The organism is Bacillus sp. NPDC093026, assembly GCF_044754665.1.
GTDB lineage: Bacteria > Bacillota > Bacilli > Bacillales > Bacillaceae > Bacillus > Bacillus maqinnsis.
Map to the genome: position 1 here is coordinate 500533 of NZ_JBIVPN010000001.1, position 19034 is coordinate 519566.

General features: G+C 39.1%; 18 protein-coding genes. 4 read left to right on the forward strand and 14 right to left on the reverse strand.

Annotation, left to right across the window (positions count from 1 at the left end; genetic code table 11):
- Positions 1 to 23 precede the first annotated feature (23 nt).
- From ade to ACIQCE_RS02555, 5 genes are all read right to left on the reverse strand, one after another.
- Entirely contained in the window at positions 24 to 1754 is a 1731-nt protein-coding gene (ade, locus tag ACIQCE_RS02535; protein ID WP_400493454.1) for an adenine deaminase, read from the reverse strand.
- Between the two features lie 242 nt (positions 1755 to 1996).
- Positions 1997 to 2665, reverse strand: coding sequence for a potassium channel family protein (locus ACIQCE_RS02540; protein WP_353855918.1), 669 nt, complete (start codon positions 2663 to 2665; stop codon positions 1997 to 1999).
- A gap of 37 nt (positions 2666 to 2702) precedes the next feature.
- Positions 2703 to 3530: a gamma-glutamylcyclotransferase family protein gene (locus ACIQCE_RS02545; protein ID WP_400493826.1), complete on the reverse strand. Its 828-nt coding sequence runs from the start codon at positions 3528 to 3530 to the stop codon at positions 2703 to 2705.
- 33 nt (positions 3531 to 3563) lie between these two features.
- Entirely contained in the window at positions 3564 to 4853 is a 1290-nt protein-coding gene (locus ACIQCE_RS02550; protein ID WP_400493455.1) for an ATP-binding protein, read from the reverse strand.
- 185 nt (positions 4854 to 5038) lie between these two features.
- Complete coding sequence (locus ACIQCE_RS02555) at positions 5039 to 5317, reverse strand: transcriptional regulator AbhA (RefSeq protein ID WP_353855921.1); 279 nt, start codon at positions 5315 to 5317, stop codon at positions 5039 to 5041.
- A 276-nt stretch (positions 5318 to 5593) separates the two neighbouring features.
- On the opposite strand from ACIQCE_RS02555, the gene mreBH reads away from it, so the two are divergent.
- The 3 genes from mreBH to ACIQCE_RS02570 all read left to right on the forward strand — a co-directional run bounded on the left by mreBH (position 5594) and on the right by ACIQCE_RS02570 (position 8143).
- The gene (gene mreBH, locus ACIQCE_RS02560) at positions 5594 to 6601 is read left to right on the forward strand and encodes a rod-share determining protein MreBH (protein ID WP_353855922.1); all 1008 of its coding nucleotides are present in this window, start codon (positions 5594 to 5596) and stop codon (positions 6599 to 6601) included.
- Positions 6602 to 6673: 72 nt separating this feature from the next.
- The gene (locus ACIQCE_RS02565; protein ID WP_003210922.1) at positions 6674 to 6805 is read left to right on the forward strand and encodes a protein YkpC; all 132 of its coding nucleotides are present in this window, start codon (positions 6674 to 6676) and stop codon (positions 6803 to 6805) included.
- 105 nt (positions 6806 to 6910) lie between these two features.
- A complete protein-coding gene (locus tag ACIQCE_RS02570) occupies positions 6911 to 8143 on the forward strand; it encodes an aminopeptidase (protein WP_400493456.1) in 1233 nt (410 codons plus the stop codon).
- A gap of 45 nt (positions 8144 to 8188) precedes the next feature.
- On the opposite strand, the gene ACIQCE_RS02575 is transcribed toward ACIQCE_RS02570, so the two are convergent.
- A complete protein-coding gene (locus tag ACIQCE_RS02575) occupies positions 8189 to 9808 on the reverse strand; it encodes an ABC-F family ATP-binding cassette domain-containing protein (RefSeq protein WP_400493457.1) in 1620 nt (539 codons plus the stop codon).
- 143 nt (positions 9809 to 9951) lie between these two features.
- Between ACIQCE_RS02575 and ACIQCE_RS02580 the strand changes: the two genes are divergently transcribed.
- On the forward strand, positions 9952 to 10218 hold the full coding sequence (locus ACIQCE_RS02580) for a hypothetical protein (RefSeq protein ID WP_400493458.1): 267 nt from the start codon (positions 9952 to 9954) through the stop codon (positions 10216 to 10218).
- A 78-nt stretch (positions 10219 to 10296) separates the two neighbouring features.
- On the opposite strand, the gene lepB is transcribed toward ACIQCE_RS02580, so the two are convergent.
- From lepB to yknW, 8 genes are all read right to left on the reverse strand, one after another.
- Positions 10297 to 10869: a signal peptidase I gene (lepB, locus tag ACIQCE_RS02585; protein WP_400493827.1), complete on the reverse strand. Its 573-nt coding sequence runs from the start codon at positions 10867 to 10869 to the stop codon at positions 10297 to 10299.
- Between the two features lie 206 nt (positions 10870 to 11075).
- Positions 11076 to 12965, reverse strand: coding sequence for a PTS fructose transporter subunit IIABC (locus ACIQCE_RS02590; protein WP_400493459.1), 1890 nt, complete (start codon positions 12963 to 12965; stop codon positions 11076 to 11078).
- 13 nt (positions 12966 to 12978) lie between these two features.
- Complete coding sequence (gene pfkB / locus ACIQCE_RS02595; RefSeq protein WP_400493460.1) at positions 12979 to 13890, reverse strand: 1-phosphofructokinase; 912 nt, start codon at positions 13888 to 13890, stop codon at positions 12979 to 12981.
- Positions 13887 to 14642 carry a DeoR/GlpR family DNA-binding transcription regulator gene (locus ACIQCE_RS02600; protein WP_353855929.1) on the reverse strand — a complete coding sequence of 252 codons (756 nt, stop codon included), beginning with the start codon at positions 14640 to 14642 and terminating at the stop codon, positions 13887 to 13889. The genes pfkB and ACIQCE_RS02600 overlap by 4 nt, the downstream gene beginning before the upstream one ends.
- Positions 14643 to 14913: 271 nt before the next feature.
- Entirely contained in the window at positions 14914 to 16107 is a 1194-nt protein-coding gene (locus ACIQCE_RS02605; protein ID WP_400493461.1) for an ABC transporter permease, read from the reverse strand.
- Positions 16094 to 16795: an ABC transporter ATP-binding protein gene (locus ACIQCE_RS02610; RefSeq protein WP_400493462.1), complete on the reverse strand. Its 702-nt coding sequence runs from the start codon at positions 16793 to 16795 to the stop codon at positions 16094 to 16096. Before ACIQCE_RS02610 ends, ACIQCE_RS02605 begins: the two co-directional genes overlap by 14 nt.
- Positions 16792 to 17904 (reverse strand): efflux RND transporter periplasmic adaptor subunit, encoded by a 1113-nt coding sequence (locus ACIQCE_RS02615; protein ID WP_400493463.1) that lies wholly within the window; start codon positions 17902 to 17904, stop codon positions 16792 to 16794. Before ACIQCE_RS02615 ends, ACIQCE_RS02610 begins: the two co-directional genes overlap by 4 nt.
- A gap of 9 nt (positions 17905 to 17913) precedes the next feature.
- Positions 17914 to 18570 (reverse strand): YknW family membrane protein, encoded by a 657-nt coding sequence (gene yknW / locus ACIQCE_RS02620; protein ID WP_400493464.1) that lies wholly within the window; start codon positions 18568 to 18570, stop codon positions 17914 to 17916.
- Positions 18571 to 19034: the final 464 nt, after the last annotated feature.

The window sequence follows — 19034 nt, forward strand, 5'->3', positions numbered from 1 at the left end:
CTGACATACATGCGGCTACTTTATTACGATTGAATGGGTAAATGCTGAAAGCTTCTAACATCAAATAGTCCTTTTGTTGTCATTTTCACATCAGGAATCACTGGAAGAGCCAAAAAGGATAACGTCAGAAATGGGTTAAAATCTAAGGCAAAGCCTGTCTCTTTTAATGCTTCATGAAGTGCATGAAGGCTTTTCTTCACAGATTGAGCCGATTGATCTGATAATAATCCAGAGATCGGCAAAGGAAGTGTATGAAGAGACTGTCCATCCTTTACAACGGTTAAGCCGCCGCCTGCTTCTTTTAATGTCTCAATTGCTTTAATGATATCATCGTCATTTGTGCCAACTGCAATTAAATGATGTGAGTCATGCGCAACAGTTGTTGCAATGGCACCCTTTTCTAAGCCAAAACCACTGACAATCCCTACTCCAATTTCAGGTAGACCTTGATGACGTTCTACAAGAACAATTTTCAATAAATCTCTTTCTATATCACTTGTGAATTGCCCCTCCATCCCTAAAGGAAGGAGCTGTTCTAATTTCGTTTCAAGCTGATTAGGTATGATGCGAATGACATTCATCTCTTTATTTGCAGTGATAGGTAGTGCGATATCTTGCTCGTTTACTTTCACCACATGAACAGATTTTAGTAGCGCAGGGTTTGGTGTAATCTTCTCCACACTTGGCAAGTAATTTCCATCCTGAGAGACCAATTGCCCCGCAATAAACACGTTCGTGATCTGCACTTGATGAAGGTCAGAGATAAGTATAAAATCGGCATCATAGCCTGGTGCAATCGCTCCTTTTGAATTGAGACCAAAGCACTCAGCTGCATTTAAACTACCCATTTGATAAGCTAAGAATGGATCTAATCCCTCTTGTATTGACATACGTACCTGTTCATCAATACTTCCTTGGTCAATTAAATCATCTAAATGTTTATCGTCTGTACAAAAGAAGAAACGTCTCGCATTCTTCTCATTCACGGCTGGTAAGACTCGTTTGACGTTTTTGGCAACGGACCCTTCTCTCAGCATGACGTACATGCCCCTCTTTACTCGCTCAAGGGCCTCTTGAACCGTTGTTACCTCATGATCTGTTTGGACATTTGCCGCCCGATAAACGTTAATCAATCGGTCTGTTAAGCCTGCTAGATGTCCATCAATGATTTTGTGATGACTTTGCGCATCCAACAGTTTTTGAAGCATATCTTCTTCGGCCTGTTCTACAGCCACATAGTCCATCACCTCAGCAAGACCAAGAATTTCATCTTCTTGATAAAGAGGTTTTAAATCCTTCGCTTTAAGTGTAGCACCAGATTGTTCAAAACCGACTGCCGGCACACAGGATGGCAGCATGAAATATATATTTAAGACAGCTTTTCTCGCTTCTTCCAGCATAAAACGAATACCTGTAATACCTGATACATTGGCAATTTCATGTGGGTCTGTCACAACGCTTGTTACACCGTGAGGAACCACAGCCTTGGAGAATTCAGCAGGGGTGACCATTGAGGATTCAATATGCACATGACCATCAATAAAACCAGGTACAAGCATTTGACCAGTTGCATCAATCTCCTGGATCCCCTCGTACTTTCCAATACCTACGATTTTTCCATTTTCAACAGCGACATCAGCGTCTATCCACTCTTGGTTAAACACATCCATCACTTTTGCATGTTTAATCACTAGGGCTGCCTTTTTTCTCTTTGCAGCCACCTCAATTTGATGTCTGAAAAGCTCCTTATCCAACGACAACTGCCTCCTCCAAGTCAACATATAATGTTTCTTATCCTAAACGAATCTGTGTATCCAGTCAATGATATTTAGAGAAAACACATCATATAAAATGGCTGATTTTATTTCTGAATCATGATAATTGAATGAAAAATTAACATCATGATTTTTGCTGTTTCACTCTTTTTTCTCTTGATTACTTCATTGTCCACTTGTTATGCACACATCCATGTAAAAAACACTCCACGTCGGAGTGTTTAATATTCGTTCTGCATTTCTCGTTTTTCAAAACGTCCGATATCTGCAACAGCACCAATGACGATAAGGATATCTTCTTTTTGAATCATTTCGTCAGCTAGTGGCGAGACGATGACTTCTTTTCCGCGTTTAATCGCCACAATGTTTATGCCGTATCGCGCTCTAATATCTAGATCTAACAAGGAGTGTCCAGCTAGGCGACTATTGGCGACAATTTCAATGAGACTATACTCATCTGATAGCTCTAGATAATCTAACACGTTGTTGGAAATGATTTTGTGTGCAATCCGTCTTCCCATATCTCGTTCAGGATGCACAATGCGATCTGCCCCTATTTTGGTCAGTACCTTTTCATGGTAATCGTTTTGGGCTTTCACTGTGACCATTTTCACGCCAAGCTCTTTTAGCATTATCGTTGTTAAGATGCTCGCCTGAATGTTCTCACCAATGGCAACGATGACATGATCAAAATTGCGAATGCCTAGATTTTTTAAAACAGATTCATCTGTCGAATCACCGATCACAGCATGAGAAGCAATTTTCGCATATTCATTTACACGATCCTCATTCATGTCCATGGCCATTACTTCAAGACCTTCCTCACTTAACGCCTTGCAAATACTCCCACCAAAGCGACCAAGACCAATGACTGCATATTCCTTTTTCATGTTAAGACCCCTTTTATATCACTTACCATGCATTTTACTACGGTTTGATTAATGAATCCATATGAGAACGTATTTTTTTACGGAACGATTCACTTAAATAAAGATCTGCTCCTTTTTCTATTTCACTGCGATAATGAGGAGGCGGGGCCACTTCTTCACGCTTTTGCAAAACGAGGAAGGTTACACAATCCTGATATACTTCATTTCCTATTTTCACATCGACAAAAGACGGACGGTATGTGCCTTCAAATACGCCCTCTCTTTTATACAAATAACGGATGGCATCAAAAGGCACCTCATATAAGACTCCTTCTGTTGCCCCGCCATCCTCTACCAAATCCGCTCTAGATCCATCGGGGCGAGTCAATGTAAATCTTGTCGTAAATTGATCAAGTGTTCCGCCGCCGATAATCTGCTGGAAGTAATGATCAACCTTTGCTAATTTAAATCTTGCATCATCCATGCATGAACCGTAAGCAAAGTAATAGAAGAATTCAGGCTTACGCTGCCACAGCATGTATTCCTTCCAGTTGCCGCTTTCAATCCATGTCAAGCCTTCTGCTTTCTGTTTATGCACTGTATAAACCAGTGCTTTGGTTTTCCCTTGATCAGTCATGACAGCCATTTCCTGCTTTTCATACCCTTCCTCTAGCTCGTCTATCTTATTCAAAGTCTCAGAGGATACCTCATACAATTCCCCATACACTGTTCCATTTTCCATTAGCACACATGCAGGGTATCCAGCATCTGTATCGTATAACTTTCCCTTTATCCAGGCTGCTTTGGCTATTTGTTTGGCATCTCCTATACATTCATCATGGTGTACTTCGTGTTTTAAAAGCGCCCCATATACAAATAATGTCATGTTCGTCATCACATATACCATCCTCTCATCCTGCTACGTGCTCTTTTGGCAGACAGGCAAATAAATATGGAAGGCTGTTCCTTTTCCTGGCTCACTGGATACGTCCATTCTTCCATGGTGATCTTTTAAAATTGTAGCACATATGGTAAGACCTAGCCCTGTACCTTCTTTTTTAGTAGAGAAGAATGGGTCATATATCTTTTGAATATCTTTTTCAGACATCCCTTTTCCTTCATCTTGAATAGTGATCTTCCATTCATTCATTACTTTCTCTGTCGATATGTATATGCTTCCGCCTTCAGGCATTGCTTCAATGGCATTTTTTATTAAATTAATAAAGAGCTGCTTCATTTGATTGGCATCAGCTAAAATCAACCCAGCATCCTGCTTTTTAAATGGCTGCTTAATATCGATATTAGATAGCACTGCATTTGTATTTAATAAAGTGATGACCTGTTCTAATAGTTGATGAAGCTGAACTTCTTGAAAGTTGACAGACTGAGGCTTTGCTAACATAAGCAACTCACTTAAGACAAAATCAATCCGTTTAATTTCCGAGAAAATGATGTCAAAATAATCAGTTCGTTCTGGATATTGAGTTTTCATGAGCTGTAAGAACCCATTTACAGATGTCAGTGGATTTCTGACTTCATGAGCGATTCCAGCTGCAATTTGTCCTGCAACTGCCAGCTTTTGAGCCTGCATTTGTAATTGCTGATTGGATTTCTCAAGCTCAAGCTTTGCTTGTTTTTGTTTTGTAATGTCAGCGATTGTCCCAATTCCCCCAGTAAACTGATGATGCTTATTAAAATAGAGCTTATAATGAACATCTCCCCATACCTTCTTCCCATCTTTATGAAGAAGCTGCAACTCTACACGCCCCTCGTCTTTATGCTCCTTTAAAACAGATAACAAATGTTGAACGACACGCTCTTCTTGGTCAAAGTACTGATTGTACATAGTTCCAAGACATTCATCTATTTCATAACCAGTCATTTGTTTCCATGCTTGGTTTAAGAAAATAATTTGACCCTTTTCATTTGTTTCAAAGACGATTTCTTGCAAGTTATCTGTAATTCGATTTAGCCGCTCCATTAGTTCATGTGCTTCTTTTTCTCTTTGATTCAAATCTGACACGAGTAAATTTAACCGATCAATATAGCCTGATACACCCCATATTCCAACTAACACTACGACAGTAAACGCTAGATCGAGCGGCCAGTTAATTTTATAGCCGCCTAGATAATAAAAGAAATCCCAGCTCAAAATGATTATGAATGCAAGAACAGATAACGCAATCCGCACTTGATATGTTTTGTTCAAATGATTCCACCTTCCGCCCTGAGATTCTTTGTCAATTGTACCATTTTCACATTATTTTTTGAGGGAGATGCAACATTTTTAAGGAACTTTTTTCATTCAATTTAACATGAATGCTTATATGTGACGCTATGACACAAAAAATAGCCTGTCTTCATCACAAAGGAAGAGACAAGGCTATTTTTCTTTTATTGTTTAAGTGCTTCCTGTAGCTCTTTCAGCAGTAATTTTGCGCCTTCAGTGCTCAATGTAATTTGACCATTTCCATACTCATGATTCTCAGAAGTAATCTCACCAGTCATAAGACAAACGCCTTGTGGCTGATATTTTTTCAAGACGATTTTATCTTCATCTATAAAAAATTCCATACTGTCTTTAATCGCAATATCTAGTGCTCTTCTCAACTCGATTGGCATCACAATACGTCCTAGTTCATCTACTTTTCTTACGACTCCGATAGATTTCAATTTCGTTCCCTCTTTCTTTCATTAGCTCAAAATCAATCTGTTATTTACCAATTGATATATCGTAGACGTAAGAGAATCTAGAAAGGTTTCTCAGGTTAAAAAAATTTTTTCATAATAGAAAAAACAAAGGGAAAATTTATTGTGATTGTCAAAATGAGACTTGAATTTTACAGATTCATTTCAAGGTCATCACAAACCCCCACAAATCACAGCAACCATTTGAACTTTTAAATGTAAAATTGTTTAAAACAGCAAAAATAGAGATTGGGTGAAAACATGTTTCAAAATGCCGAAATTGGAATTGATTTAGGAACAGCTAACATATTGGTTTATAGTAAAAATAAGGGAATTATACTAAATGAACCGTCCGTTGTGGCAGTAGATACAGAAACAAAGACTGTTCTTGCAGTAGGATCAGAAGCAAAAGAGATGATTGGTAAAACTCCTGGGAAAATTGTGGCGATACGTCCCATGAAAGATGGTGTCATCGCCGATTATGATATGACAACAGATTTACTCAAACAGATCATGAAAAAAGCAGGAAAAAATATCGGATTTACCTTTAGAAAGCCGACTGTCGTTGTATGTACACCTTCTGGTTCAACGGCTGTCGAGCGCCGCGCTATTAGCGATGCTGTGAAAAATTGCGGTGCAAAACATGTGCATTTAATTGAAGAACCTGTCGCAGCTGCAATTGGAGCAGATTTACCGGTAGACGAGCCAGTAGCCAATGTGGTTGTCGACATCGGCGGAGGGACAACAGAGGTGGCGATTATATCATTTGGCGGTGTTGTTTCTTGTCACTCTATTCGAATTGGCGGAGATCAGCTAGATGATGACATTATTACGTTTGTGAGAAAGAAATACAATCTGCTTATTGGAGAGCGTACAGCTGAGCAGGTGAAAATGGAGATTGGTTATGCACTGATTGATCACGAGCCTGAATCTTTGGAGGTGCGTGGACGCGATCTCGTTACAGGGCTCCCAAAAACCATTATGCTTGAATCTCATGAAATTCAAGGCGCTATGCGGGAATCTCTTCTTCATATTTTGGAAGCCATTCGTGCCACTTTAGAAGACAGTCCGCCAGAGCTTAGTGGTGATATTGTAGACCGCGGCGTGATTTTAACAGGGGGTGGCGCTCTCTTAAATGGTATTCAAGAATGGCTCTCTCAAGAAATTGTTGTCCCTGTTCATATTGCGGCAAATCCGCTTGAATGCGTAGCCATTGGAACAGGTCGTTCTTTAGAAGTTATCGACAAATTGCAAAAAACGTTAAAATAATCCTTGTTCTACTTCTTTTTTTATCGTTTCGATCATATCGTGAGGAATGGATAAACTTGAAGGAGGAAGAACATGTTACTTGATTTAGGTAAACGGGTCGTTGTCACAGTAATTTTAACTGGTATTATATTAGGGGGAATGAGTCTGTCTTTTTCACATATGCCGCCCTCCAACGCACAGCCTGTAAAACAACTGAACCGCTAAAAAGGCCGCACAAAAGCGGCTTTTTTATTTTGCAAGTAGCGGCACCCCATTTTCCTTTTCTTTCACAAATCTGATATGATAAACATGACCAAAGGAGGGTTTTTTATGAGTTCATTCGAGAAACAACTAGATCAATATGCTAAGCTCATTGTTGAAGTAGGTGTGAACGTTCAAAAAGGACAAGAAGTGATGGTGTCCGCTTTTACTGAGTCTGTTGACCTCGTTCGGCTTGTCGCAAAGCATGCCTATGAACGAGGTGCGAAAAACGTACATATTCGCTGGAGTGACAGTGTCCTCACTCGCTTAAAATATGAACATGCACCAGACGAAGTCTTCGAAAATTTCCCGGAATGGGAAGCACAATCTATGGAAACCATCGCTAAGCGCGGTGGAGCTTTTATCACCATCTTGTCCGAAAGCCCTGATCTTCTTCGAGGCATCGATTCGAAAAAAATCGCCTCACAGCAAAAAGCAGCTGGGGCGGCGCTTCATACATATCGTCAGTACGTTCAATCTGACAAAGTCGCTTGGACTGTCGTAGGCGCAGCATCGAAAGATTGGGCAAAAAAAATCTTCCCTGAACATTCTAATGAAAAAGCTGTTGCCTTACTATGGGATCAAATTTTTAAAGTCACACGTGCTGATCAAGAAAACCCTGTTGATGCATGGAAAAAACATGAAAAAGCACTAAACGAAAAGGTAAAAATCTTAAACGAAAGACATTACCACAAGCTTCACTATGAAGCACCAGGGACAGATTTAACAATCGAGCTTCCTGATCAACATATTTGGGTAGGAGCTGGCAGTGTGAGCGAACAAGGCGTTTCCTTCATAGCAAATATGCCGACTGAAGAAGTCTTTACTGTACCTAAAAAAGATGGTGTGAATGGAACTGTATCTAGTACAAAACCGCTAAGTTATGCTGGGAACATCATTGATGAATTTACATTAACCTTTGAAAATGGCCGTATTATCGACATAAAAGCAAAAGAAGGCGAAGACATTTTAAGATCACTTGTTGAAACAGATGAAGGCTCACACTATTTAGGCGAGGTTGCACTCGTACCAGATGATTCACCGATCTCAAACTCAAACATTCTGTATTACAATACACTCTACGATGAAAATGCATCGAACCACCTTGCAATCGGCAATGGTTATGCATTTAATATCGAAGGTGGAAAAGAGATGCAAAGAGATGAATTAGAAGAAGCTGGTGTGAACAACAGCATCACTCACGTTGATTTCATGATCGGTTCAAAAGAAATGAATATTGATGGAATCACAAAGGACGGCAAGCGTGAACCAATCTTCCGCCAAGGAAACTGGGCATTTTAAAATAAAAAAGACATCCACACCTATCATGTGGATGTCTTTTGTTCATTAAGCATACAGTTCATTTAGTCTTTTTTGAATATCTTGATTTGCTAAAAACTCATCATATGATGTTTGTTTATCGACAATGCCTTTTGGTGTTACTTCGATAATACGGTTAGCTATAGTCTCAACAAACTGGTGGTCATGACTTGAGAAGAGCATAGCACCTTTAAAATTCATTAAGCCGTTATTCAGCGCTGTAATCGATTCAAGATCTAAGTGATTCGTCGGCTCATCTAGCAGCAAAATATTCGCCCCAGAAAGCATCATTTTCGATAACATACAACGAACCTTTTCTCCTCCTGAAAGGACGCTTGCCTTTTTCTTTACTTCTTCCCCAGAGAAGAGCATACGTCCTAAGAAGCCACGTAAAAAGCTTTCACTTTGATCGTTTGGAGAATATTGACGAAGCCAATCTACAAGATTCAGATCGCTTCCCTCAAAGTATTCACTATTATCTTTTGGGAAAAAGGCTTGAGAAGTCGTCACACCCCATTTAAATGTCCCGCTGTCCGGTTCCATTTCACCAGCAAGGATTTTAAACAAAGTGGAAACAGCAAGCTCATTACGGCTTAAGAAAGCAATTTTGTCTTCTCGATTCATAATAAAGCTGACATGATCAAATACCTTAACCCCGTCAATCGTTTTCGATAGACCTTCCACCTTTAATACATCATTTCCAATTTCACGATCAGGTGCAAAATGAATATACGGGTATTTACGTGAAGATGGCTTAATGTCATCTAAAGAAATTTTATCAAGCAATTTCTTTCTTGAAGTCGCTTGCTTCGACTTGGATGCATTTGCACTGAATCGTGCAACGAATTCTTGCAGTTGCTTAATTTGTTCTTCTTTTTTCTTATTCGCCTCTTGGCTAAGTTTCAGTGCTAGCTGGCTAGACTCATACCAAAAATCATAGTTTCCAACGTAAACTTGAATTTTCCCAAAATCAAGATCTGCAATATGAGTACACACTTTGTTTAAGAAGTGACGATCATGCGAAACAACGATGACTGTATTTTCAAAGTTAATTAAGAATTCCTCAAGCCACTGAATTGCTTGCAGGTCCAAGTGGTTCGTCGGCTCATCTAGAAGAAGAACATCTGGCTTACCAAATAAAGCTTGGGCTAAAAGTACTTTTACCTTTTCAGACCCGCCAAGCTCAGACATTTTCTTTGATTGAAGACTCTCTGGAATACCAAGACCTTTCAGTAAAATAGCAGCTTCACTTTCTGCTTCCCAGCCGTTCAATTCGGCAAATTCACCTTCAAGTTCCGCTGCGCGGATACCATCTTCATCTGAGAAGTCAGGCTTCATATAGATCGCATCTTTTTCTTGCATGACATCATATAAACGTTTATGACCCATAATGACGACCTTTAACACTTCAAACTCTTCATATTCAAAGTGGTTCTGTTTTAAAATCGCTAAACGTTCTCCTGGGTTCATATGAACATCACCAGTTTGAGGTTCAATTTCTCCGGATAGAATCTTTAGGAACGTTGATTTACCAGCTCCATTGGCTCCAATTAGTCCGTAACAGTTGCCAGGAGTGAACTTAATATTTACGTCTTCAAATAGTTTACGATCAGCAAACCGTAAACTAACATTATTCACTGCAATCATTTATTAATCCTCCATCACTCATTCATCATTATGAAGTATAACATGAATAACGATTGATAGAAACGCCTCTCTCTCAGAACAAAGGGTTTTTGTCAATTATGGTATAATCAAATGGAATGACTTATTGAAGGGGTTCGTACGATTTGAGATTACTTACACTGATGGAATACTGTTTATTGATTTTCTTTATGGGCATTTATTTATCTGCGACAGGCTTTACTGCAAAGGACTTTGGTCTATATATTGGACTTGTGCTCATCTATACACTAGTGCACCTCTTTTCTAAACGCTTTTTACAAAAGCGTGGAAAAGAAAGCCAAAAAATCGGTTTATTCCAATCGGTCTTGACCATTACCGGGTCCGTGTTTGCTTCTGTTTTGGCCATTGTGATCATTGCAACTATGCTCTGAACAAATGAAAAACGACCCTTCAAAAAAGGGTCGTACGTTCAAGCACCTTTCTCGCATTTACTAGCAAGAGGGGTGCATTTATTTTGTTTGTCGAATGTCGCCAAATGGGAAGAAAACAAATTCTGATGTACCGACAATCCGATCCTTTTCAATAAGACCTAATCCATTTCGACTATCCATGGAATTGAGTCTGTTGTCACCCATCACAAAGTAATCGTTTTTCGGTACTTTAACTGGACCAAAATCGCCTGTCAAATGTACCTCATACTCTTTCGCATGTGCCTTGTTTTCTTTTAAATAAGGCTCATCTACTTTTTTTCCATTAATGTAAAGGGTGTCATCCTTCATTTCAATCGTGTCTCCCGGAAGACCAATCAATCGTTTGACATAATGAATTTTTTGACCATCTTTTCCATTAATAATAACGATATCCCCTCTTTTGAGACCACCGAGATAATTAATGGTTTTGTTCACAAACAGCTTTTCACCATCATGAAGAGTTGGTTCCATTGATTCACCTTCCACCACGTACGGCTCAAAAATAAACGTACGGATGAGCAAAACAAGAGCAAGAGCAATTAAAATGGCTTTAATCCATTCAAATAGTGAACTTTTCTTCTCTGTTTTGGTTTGCTTAGCATCAGATTGAATTTCGTTTTGTTTGTTTTCTTCGTTCAAAGTACTGCTTCCTCCTAAGACTTTCTGCTAAAAGACTTGAAAACCGTGGTTTCAATAACTTTACTTTATCACATGTCATTTAAAAATTCACAAGACAACCATTTAATTAAATATTATTTCCTAATTTGCGGGTTGTTAAACTAAAAGAAGCACCGCTCTTTGCGATGCTTCTTTTTAAATTATGCTTCTTGTTTGACTCGTTTTTTCAACATACCGAGTAATAGTGCTGTCACAATGGCACCAATTAAGATGCTGATGATATAAAGAATTGGATGGTTTGTCACCCAGATAACGAATAATCCTCCATGTGGTGCAGGAAGTGTTATTCTAAAGAATTCCGTTAATCCACCTGCTACCGCTGCTCCGATGACCGCCGAAGGAATAACGCGCAGAGGGTCCGCTGCTGCAAATGGGATAGCTCCTTCAGTGATGAAAGCTGCTCCCATGAAGTAACATGTAATCCCTGCTTCACGATCACGTTTTGAAAACTTGTTTTTGAAAATTGTTGTAGCAAGTGCAATCCCTAGCGGCGGAACCATTCCCCCTGCCATGATGGCAGCGTGCGGTGCATAGTTGCCAGCAGCAATCATAGCAAGACCAAATGTGTAAGCTGCTTTGTTAATCGGACCACCCATATCGATTGCCATCATACCAGCTAAGATCATGCCCATTAATACAAGGTTTCCAGTTCCAAGTGATTCAAGCCAGTGCGTTAATCCGTCCATCACCATTTTGACAGGTGTATTTACGACGTAATGCATGATAATGCCTGTAAAGAAAATACCGAATAACGGATACAATAGAACCGGTTTAATACCATCTAGTGATTGCGGAACAAACGTAAATACTTTTTTCAGTAGCACTACAATGTATCCTGCAAGGAAACCAGCAATCAAACCACCTAAGAATCCTGCACCTGCAGTAGAGGCCATAAATCCGCCGACCATACCTGGTGCAAAACCTGGTCGATCTGCAATACTCATCGCAATAAATCCAGCTAAAACAGCAACGATTAAGGCAAGCGCATTATCTCCGCCAATTCCTTTTAATACAGCGGCAAATGAATTGTATGAAGGGTCATGTGGATTTGCAGAATTAATCCCCCAGAAAAATGAAATCGCAACTAAAATCCCGCCACCAACAACAAACGGAAGCATGTTGCTGACACCGCTCATTAAATGTTTATAAAATCCACTTCTTCCACTGCCTGAAGATTCATTTTGATCTTTTGCAGAACTGCCGCCAGATCCTTGATAAATCGGCGCATCTTGATTGATCGCTTTTTCAATCAATTCTTGCGGACGACGAATTCCCGCTGTAACAGGTACTTCAATGACATGTTTGCCTTTAAATCGTTCCATCTCGACCTGCTTGTCAGCTGCGACAATGATCGCTGGTGCTTCTTCAATTTCTTTTGCTGTGAGAGCGTGTTTAACACCACTAGAACCGTTTGTCTCAACTTTAATGTCTACGCCCATTTCTTTGGCTTTTTCTTTTAGCGCATCTGCTGCCATAAATGTATGAGCAATTCCTGTTGGACAAGCTGTAACAGCTAAAATTTTGCCAGACTTTCCTTCTGTCGTTGATTCTTCTTTTACTTCCTCTTTTTCATCATCCTTATCATGCGTATTGATGATTTCAATGATTTCATCTTCCGATTTCGCTTCAAGAAGCTGTTTTCTAATTTCTTCGCGCATAAGCAGCGTAGATAAACGAGAAAGGGCTTCTAAATGCGTATTGTTTGCGCCTTCAGTCGCTGCGATCATAAAGACGAGATGACTTGGTTGTCCATCTAATGATTCATAGTCTACACCAACAATAGATCGACCAAATGCAATGGCAGGCTCTTTGACACTTGCTGTTTTTGCATGAGGAATCGCAATTCCTTCGCCAATACCAGTAGAGCTCTGTTTTTCTCGATTGATCACGGCTTCTTTGTAACCTTTTTTATCATTTAATTTGCCGGCTGTATCTAATACAGTAACCAGCTCATCAATAACGTCTTCTTTTTGCTGACTATTTAAATCAAGCTTTATCGTGTGCTTCGTCAGTAGTTCTGTGATTTTCATGCTGACTCCTCCTTTAAATACGTGTGACTTTTACTTCAGGTAATAGTTTGTCGACAAGCTCTTTTGTACCAAGTTCTTCTGAGAATGCTGTAGCGCTTCCTGATGTCACACCAAGCTTAAATGAATCCTCGATAGAAAGACCTTTTGAAACGCCTGCTAAAAAACCTGCAACAACTGAATCACCTGCACCAACTGAATTGATGAGTTTTCCCTTTGGAACATTTGACTGATAAACCCCTTCTTTACTAAATAAAAGGGCTCCGTCTCCCGCCATGGATACAATGACATGCTCTGCACCTTGCTCTAACAGCTTTTGGCCATAAGGAATGGCTTCTTCAACTGATGAAATGCTAGTCTGAAACATTTCACCTAATTCGTGATGGTTCGGCTTCATCAAAAACGGCTTCAAATTCGCCGCCTTTTTTAAGGCTTCACCTGATATATCAAACACAACACGTCCTCCATTATGCTCGCAAACCTCCGCAATACGCTCATACGTGTTTTGCGGTAATGACGAAGGGATACTACCTGCTAAAACAACGATATCTCCTGCAGTCAAGGAGGTAAATTGGGCTAGAAACGACTCGAATTGCGCTTCTGTAATACTTGGACCCATACCGTTAATTTCTGTTTCTTCACCTGTTTTTAATTTCACATTAATCCGTGTATCTTCTGACACCTCGTGGAAGGCTGTTTGTAATTGTTCGTTTTGTAAAAAGTCTTGAATATATTTGCCTGTAAATCCGCCAATGAATCCAAGTACTTTTGATTCAACACCGTGACGTTTTAAAAGCCTTGATACATTGATACCTTTACCGCCTGGGTATTTTTTGTCATAGGTTGAACGATTTAAACCGCCGACAGCAAAATCCTCAACGTGTACGATGTAATCAACAGAAGGGTTTAGGGTTACTGTATAAATCATGTTTTCACTACCTTTATGACCGTTTTTTCGTGGTAATTATCGAATGAATCCTCTTTAGTGTCGTTTGTGATAATGGTTGCTTCCTGTAAATTAGCAAAGGCTGAAAACGATATTTCGCCAAACTTTGAGGCATCTGATAAGATATAGGTTTTTTTCGCCTGCTTCATGGCTCTTTTTTTGATGAGCGCTTCCTCTGGATCAGGTGTTGTAAAACCTGCCTCGGGATGAATGCCGTTCGTCCCAACAAAACTTTTGTCAAAACGGTAATTTTCCATAGCCGTCAGAGCTGCGGCTCCCACCATGGCACCTGTTCGATGTTTCACTAATCCGCCTATCAGGTAAAAAGAAATCCCTTTTCTCATGAGTGCTTCAATGTGCATCACACCATTTGTCACTACGACAATATCTTGATCCTGATCTATATACTCAATCATTTGCTGTGTAGTCGTACCAGCATCTAAATAAATACAATCGCCCTGTTTTAAAAGAGTTGCGGCTTCTTGAGCAATGATTGACTTTTCATGAAGGTTTTTGGCTGATTTCTCAAAAACGTCAGGTTCAAGTCGAATGTTCGAAATTTTGGCAGCTCCTCCATGTACTCTTTTAAGAAAGCCTTTCTCTTCAAGGGCTGATAAGTCTCTTCTGATTGTGGACTCTGAGGCATCAGTCATACTTGTTAAGTCCTGTATTTTGATCACATCATTTTCTTCTAGGTAATCGATAATGAGTTGATGTCTTTCTGGAGTTAACATTGAAAACACCCCCTTTTGAAAACGTATTCATTTTGCGCGCACCTTTATTGTAATCGCTTTTTTCGACATTATCAATACAAAACAATCAAATACATTCAATAACTATCAAAATCTTTCACAATGGTCATCTTACCTTTATATGTACCATTTGTAAACTGAAAAATATGTGACATTAAGATGAATATCATGATATTAGCATTTCTTTCATTTTTTATTTCATTCAAACGACCTAAAAAAGCTTTTATGCCACTCGCATAAAAGCTTTTCAACATTATTCATATCTTAGAGCCTCGATAGGATCAAGTCTTGCCGCTTTATTCGCAGGAATTAACCCAAAAATGATGCCAATCAGCATACTAAACAGAACGCCGCCACAAACAACTTGCCACGACACGAGGGATGGCCAGCCTGCAATGAGTGATACAAGCGATGCAGTACCAAAGCCAAGTGCAATCCCAATAAACCCGCCTATGAGTGTCAATACAACAGACTCAATTAAAAATTGAACCAGTATTTGTGATCTGGTCGCACCAAGAGCCTTTCTAATCCCAATTTCCCTTGTTCGTTCAGTAACAGAAACGAGCATGATATTCATCACACCGATTCCACCGACAAGTAATGAAATGCCAGCAATGGATCCGATGATTGTTGTCATCACCGACGTAATTTGACCGATGCCTGCAGCTATTTCTTCCATATTCATCATTTCATAGGCATCTTCGGTATGATGATTTTCATTTAAAAGCGCGGCTGCAGTATTTCCTACTTCCTTCATTTGGTCTGCATGTGCTACTTGAATCGACATTTTATCGTATTCGTTTAAACCGAAAGTGGAGGTCAGCATGGCAAATGGTACATATATTTCATTCATGTCAAATGAAAAGAGACCTTTCTGTTTAGCTAACACACCGATGACTTCAACTGGCTGACCATTCATCCAGATCATTTCGCCTACTGCTTTTTGTCCGTTAAACAGCTCTTTTTCAACCCCCTCTGAAATAATAGCCGCTCTTCTCCCGCTCCTAAAGTCAATATCCCTTAAATTTTGTCCTTCTGCTATTTGCAATGAATGTACATTTGTGTACCCTTTATTAATTCCATTTACAGTAGCATCTATTGTTGAATCTCGAAATCTCAATTTCATTCCTTGTGCATTCGAGGAAGCCACCTGCTTGACGCCACTAATTGTTTTGACTTTCAGTATGTCTTCTTCAGTAAATGTAGCTTCTAATAATGCATTTGGATTCGCATTCAATTCTTCATCAGAAGGTGTATATGTCATATCGATTGTATTGTTTGGTCCGGAAATTGATTCTTTTAGCATTTGCTCACCACCCTGGCCAATGGCGACGACTGCAATGACTGAGCCAACACCGATAATAATTCCTAACATCGTTAAAATAGAACGTAATTTATGAGCTAAAACAGAATTCAGCGCTATTTTAATATTTTCAAAGAGTTTCATTCATCGCTTCCCCTTGTTTCAATCTTTCTTCAACGAGCCGTCCATCTTTAACGATAATCGTTCGATGCGTAAATGCAGCTATTTCTTCTTCATGAGTGACAAGAACAACCGTTGTTACTTCCATATTCAGCTGTGTAAACTGTTCCATGATAGAGAAACTTGTTTTTGAGTCAAGAGCGCCTGTCGGTTCATCTGCTAAGATGAGCTGAGGCTCATTGACAATCGCCCGCGCAATGGCCACCCTCTGCTTTTGACCTCCTGACAGCTCATTCGGCATATGGTTCATTCGATCAGTCAAGCCTACTTTTTCAAATGCGCTTTCTGCACGTTCTTTCCTTTCTCTTTGACTGATTCCAGAGTAAATCATCGGAAGTTCAACATTACGTCTTGCATTTAATCTCGGCAATAAATGAAATTGTTGAAAAACAAAACCGATCGATTGATTTCGAATGACCGCAAGTTCTTGATCTTTTGCAATTGATAGCTCTCTTCCTTGAAAGCGGTACTGTCCTGATGTTGGGCGATCTAGACAGCCGATGATATTTATTAAAGTAGACTTTCCAGAGCCAGATGGTCCCATGATCGAGACATATTCACCTTTTGCAATGACAAGATTAATTTCACTTAATACATCAAATGTCTCTTGTGCAACTTGGTAGCTCTTTGTAACGTTTGAAAGCTGAATCATTCAGCATTCACTTCCATTCCGTCATACATATCGGCTACCGGATTAGCGATGATTTGATCCTCTTTTGTTAATCCTTTTGTCACCTCAACATCATGACCCGATGTTTCTCCAAGCTCTACCTTTACTTTTTTCAATTGATTTTTTTGAACAATATATACGTATTGTTCACCGTCTTCTTTTTTCACTGCTGTATCTGGAATGGTTTGCGCTTGACGATGATCCGTTTCGATTTCCATGATCATTTTAAAGCCTAGCTTTGCATCAGGTTTTTTACCCTTAATTTCAATTTCAACTGGGTACTGAACCGTTTGATCGGTCGCATTTGTCTCAGTGCCGGCTGCTGCATGGGCAGGAACAAACCCCACTTTCTTTACGACTCCCTGCCAGCTCTTACCGCGAATCACATCGGATGTCACTTTTACTTTTTGTTTCTTTTTGACTTTAATGGCATCATACTCAGAAATAAGACCTCGCACCATCATTTTTTTCTCATTGCCAATATGTATAATTGGCTGTCTCTCTTCTAATTTCTCTGCGACTGCCTCTTGCTCGATAGAAATCACTGTTCCCTCTATCTTGCTATGTATTGTTAAGTCGTCCATTTTCCCTTTTACTTTTTCTTGATTGAGTTCTGCTTGTTTTTGCTCTAACTCCGCTGCTTTCAACTCTAATTCAAGCTGATCTCGCTCATTCTTAAGAGAAGAGCTCGTCTCATTTACTTTTGTTTGTTTTAATTTATTGAGTCTATTGCGTAATTGTTCTATTTTTAACGCACTTGATTCAGCAGCCAATGCTTGCTGCTTTTGTTCAATGTCAAGTTCTTTATTTTCATATATAAGAAGTGGTGTTCCAGGTTTTACCTTTTCACCTTCTTTTACCGCAATTCTTTTCAGTTCACCTTTCTCCTCTTCAGCATAGATGAATTGTTCCTCGGAAAAAGAAAGTGTTCCAGGTGTCATCACCTTAGACCTTATTTCTTTTGGCATAAGTTTGACTGTTTTAAATTCTGCTGTAGAAGCAGGTGTTGATTGATTTTTTGCAATGTTAAATCCAATAAATAGACCAATGACAATAATAAAGACTGATCCTATGATGATGTTCTTTTTCATGAATACATACTACCCCCAGCTTACTGAAATGTTGATTGTCGATCCTACATACTGAAAGATCAAAGAAAGTAAATAAAAGACTCCTACAATGAGCCAAGATGTTCTTTTCGACATACGGCCGACTTGTGTAAATAAAAGACCTGTTAAGATAAGGTTCCAAATGACAAAAATATCAATATTACCTAAAACTGCGTGCCATTGATCAGGAAGTCGGATGAGTGCATTTAATGAAGTCACAGTGACATCCTTTGGAACATGAAAAAATACCACCGCCATATTTTGGATGATAACGCCTATAATGGTAATAGGTGTGATAAACAATGTAGCTGAAAACAACTGTTTAAACGTTGCGTCTCCCTTTGCTAACCATACAATCAATTTATATATCCCAGCATTGATCACGATCCCAAATAAAAGTCCCATCAATACAATCACATATACAAATGGAGTAAAAACACCTAAATCTGCCCACATTCTTTCATTTACCATCTCTGATAAATAAGTGGAAACCACTGATAATAAGAATATACAAAATAAGGGCCACCAAATTATCGGGTACTCCCACACTCTCTTCAGATGTTCAACTGGCCTTGTGCTAACCCCTAATATCGTAGGCTTTTGATCTTTTTCTCTCATGAATGTCATTCCTTTCTGTCTCACGATCATCTAAACAACCCATTTTCCCTCTTGTTCCTTCTATTTTATCAAAAGATTGCCAGTTACGTGATAAAACATTTGATTTTCTTATTTTCATTGAGAAATTGATGTATCTATTTTTCTTTTTTCATCATTTAAATCCTCCAAATGACCTCATGATAATGCCATATTCATATCGGAAAATAACGATTCATCACCTAAACATGCATTTTACTTATAAAAAAATTGATAAAATAAACATTATGCTTTTCGGAATAAATATCCTTTTCTTTCACAGTTGGTCACAGTTAGATACAACATTTTTTTGTTAAAATAATCCTATTAATGTCGACAAGTCTCAACTTGACGGGACTATCATTTGTTTCTTTTACAGAACGAATAAGTCTTTAGAATCAATACTTTCATATTAAAAGAATAAAAACAAAGGGATTTCGCTTGATCAAAAGTTATTTTTTCATATAATGTAAAATAGA

Excerpts from the sequence above, each read along its gene's own strand:
- ACIQCE_RS02570 (WP_400493456.1), top strand. The coding sequence starts at position 6,911 with ATGAGTTCATTCGAGAAACAACTAGATCAATATGCTAAGCTCATTGTT.
- ACIQCE_RS02610 (WP_400493462.1), bottom strand. The coding sequence starts at position 16,795 with ATGATTCAGCTTTCAAACGTTACAAAGAGCTACCAAGTTGCACAAGAG.
- ACIQCE_RS02540 (WP_353855918.1), bottom strand. The coding sequence starts at position 2,665 with ATGAAAAAGGAATATGCAGTCATTGGTCTTGGTCGCTTTGGTGGGAGT.
- ACIQCE_RS02565 (WP_003210922.1), top strand. The coding sequence starts at position 6,674 with ATGTTACTTGATTTAGGTAAACGGGTCGTTGTCACAGTAATTTTAACT.
- ACIQCE_RS02600 (WP_353855929.1), bottom strand. The coding sequence starts at position 14,642 with ATGTTAACTCCAGAAAGACATCAACTCATTATCGATTACCTAGAAGAA.
- ACIQCE_RS02575 (WP_400493457.1), bottom strand. The coding sequence starts at position 9,808 with ATGATTGCAGTGAATAATGTTAGTTTACGGTTTGCTGATCGTAAACTA.
- ACIQCE_RS02590 (WP_400493459.1), bottom strand. The coding sequence starts at position 12,965 with ATGAAAATCACAGAACTACTGACGAAGCACACGATAAAGCTTGATTTA.
- pfkB (WP_400493460.1), bottom strand. The coding sequence starts at position 13,890 with ATGATTTATACAGTAACCCTAAACCCTTCTGTTGATTACATCGTACAC.
- ACIQCE_RS02605 (WP_400493461.1), bottom strand. The coding sequence starts at position 16,107 with ATGAAACTCTTTGAAAATATTAAAATAGCGCTGAATTCTGTTTTAGCT.
- ACIQCE_RS02615 (WP_400493463.1), bottom strand. The coding sequence starts at position 17,904 with ATGAAAAAGAACATCATCATAGGATCAGTCTTTATTATTGTCATTGGT.
- mreBH (WP_353855922.1), top strand. The coding sequence starts at position 5,594 with ATGTTTCAAAATGCCGAAATTGGAATTGATTTAGGAACAGCTAACATA.
- ACIQCE_RS02545 (WP_400493826.1), bottom strand. The coding sequence starts at position 3,530 with ATGACATTATTTGTATATGGGGCGCTTTTAAAACACGAAGTACACCAT.
- yknW (WP_400493464.1), bottom strand. The coding sequence starts at position 18,570 with ATGATCGTGAGACAGAAAGGAATGACATTCATGAGAGAAAAAGATCAA.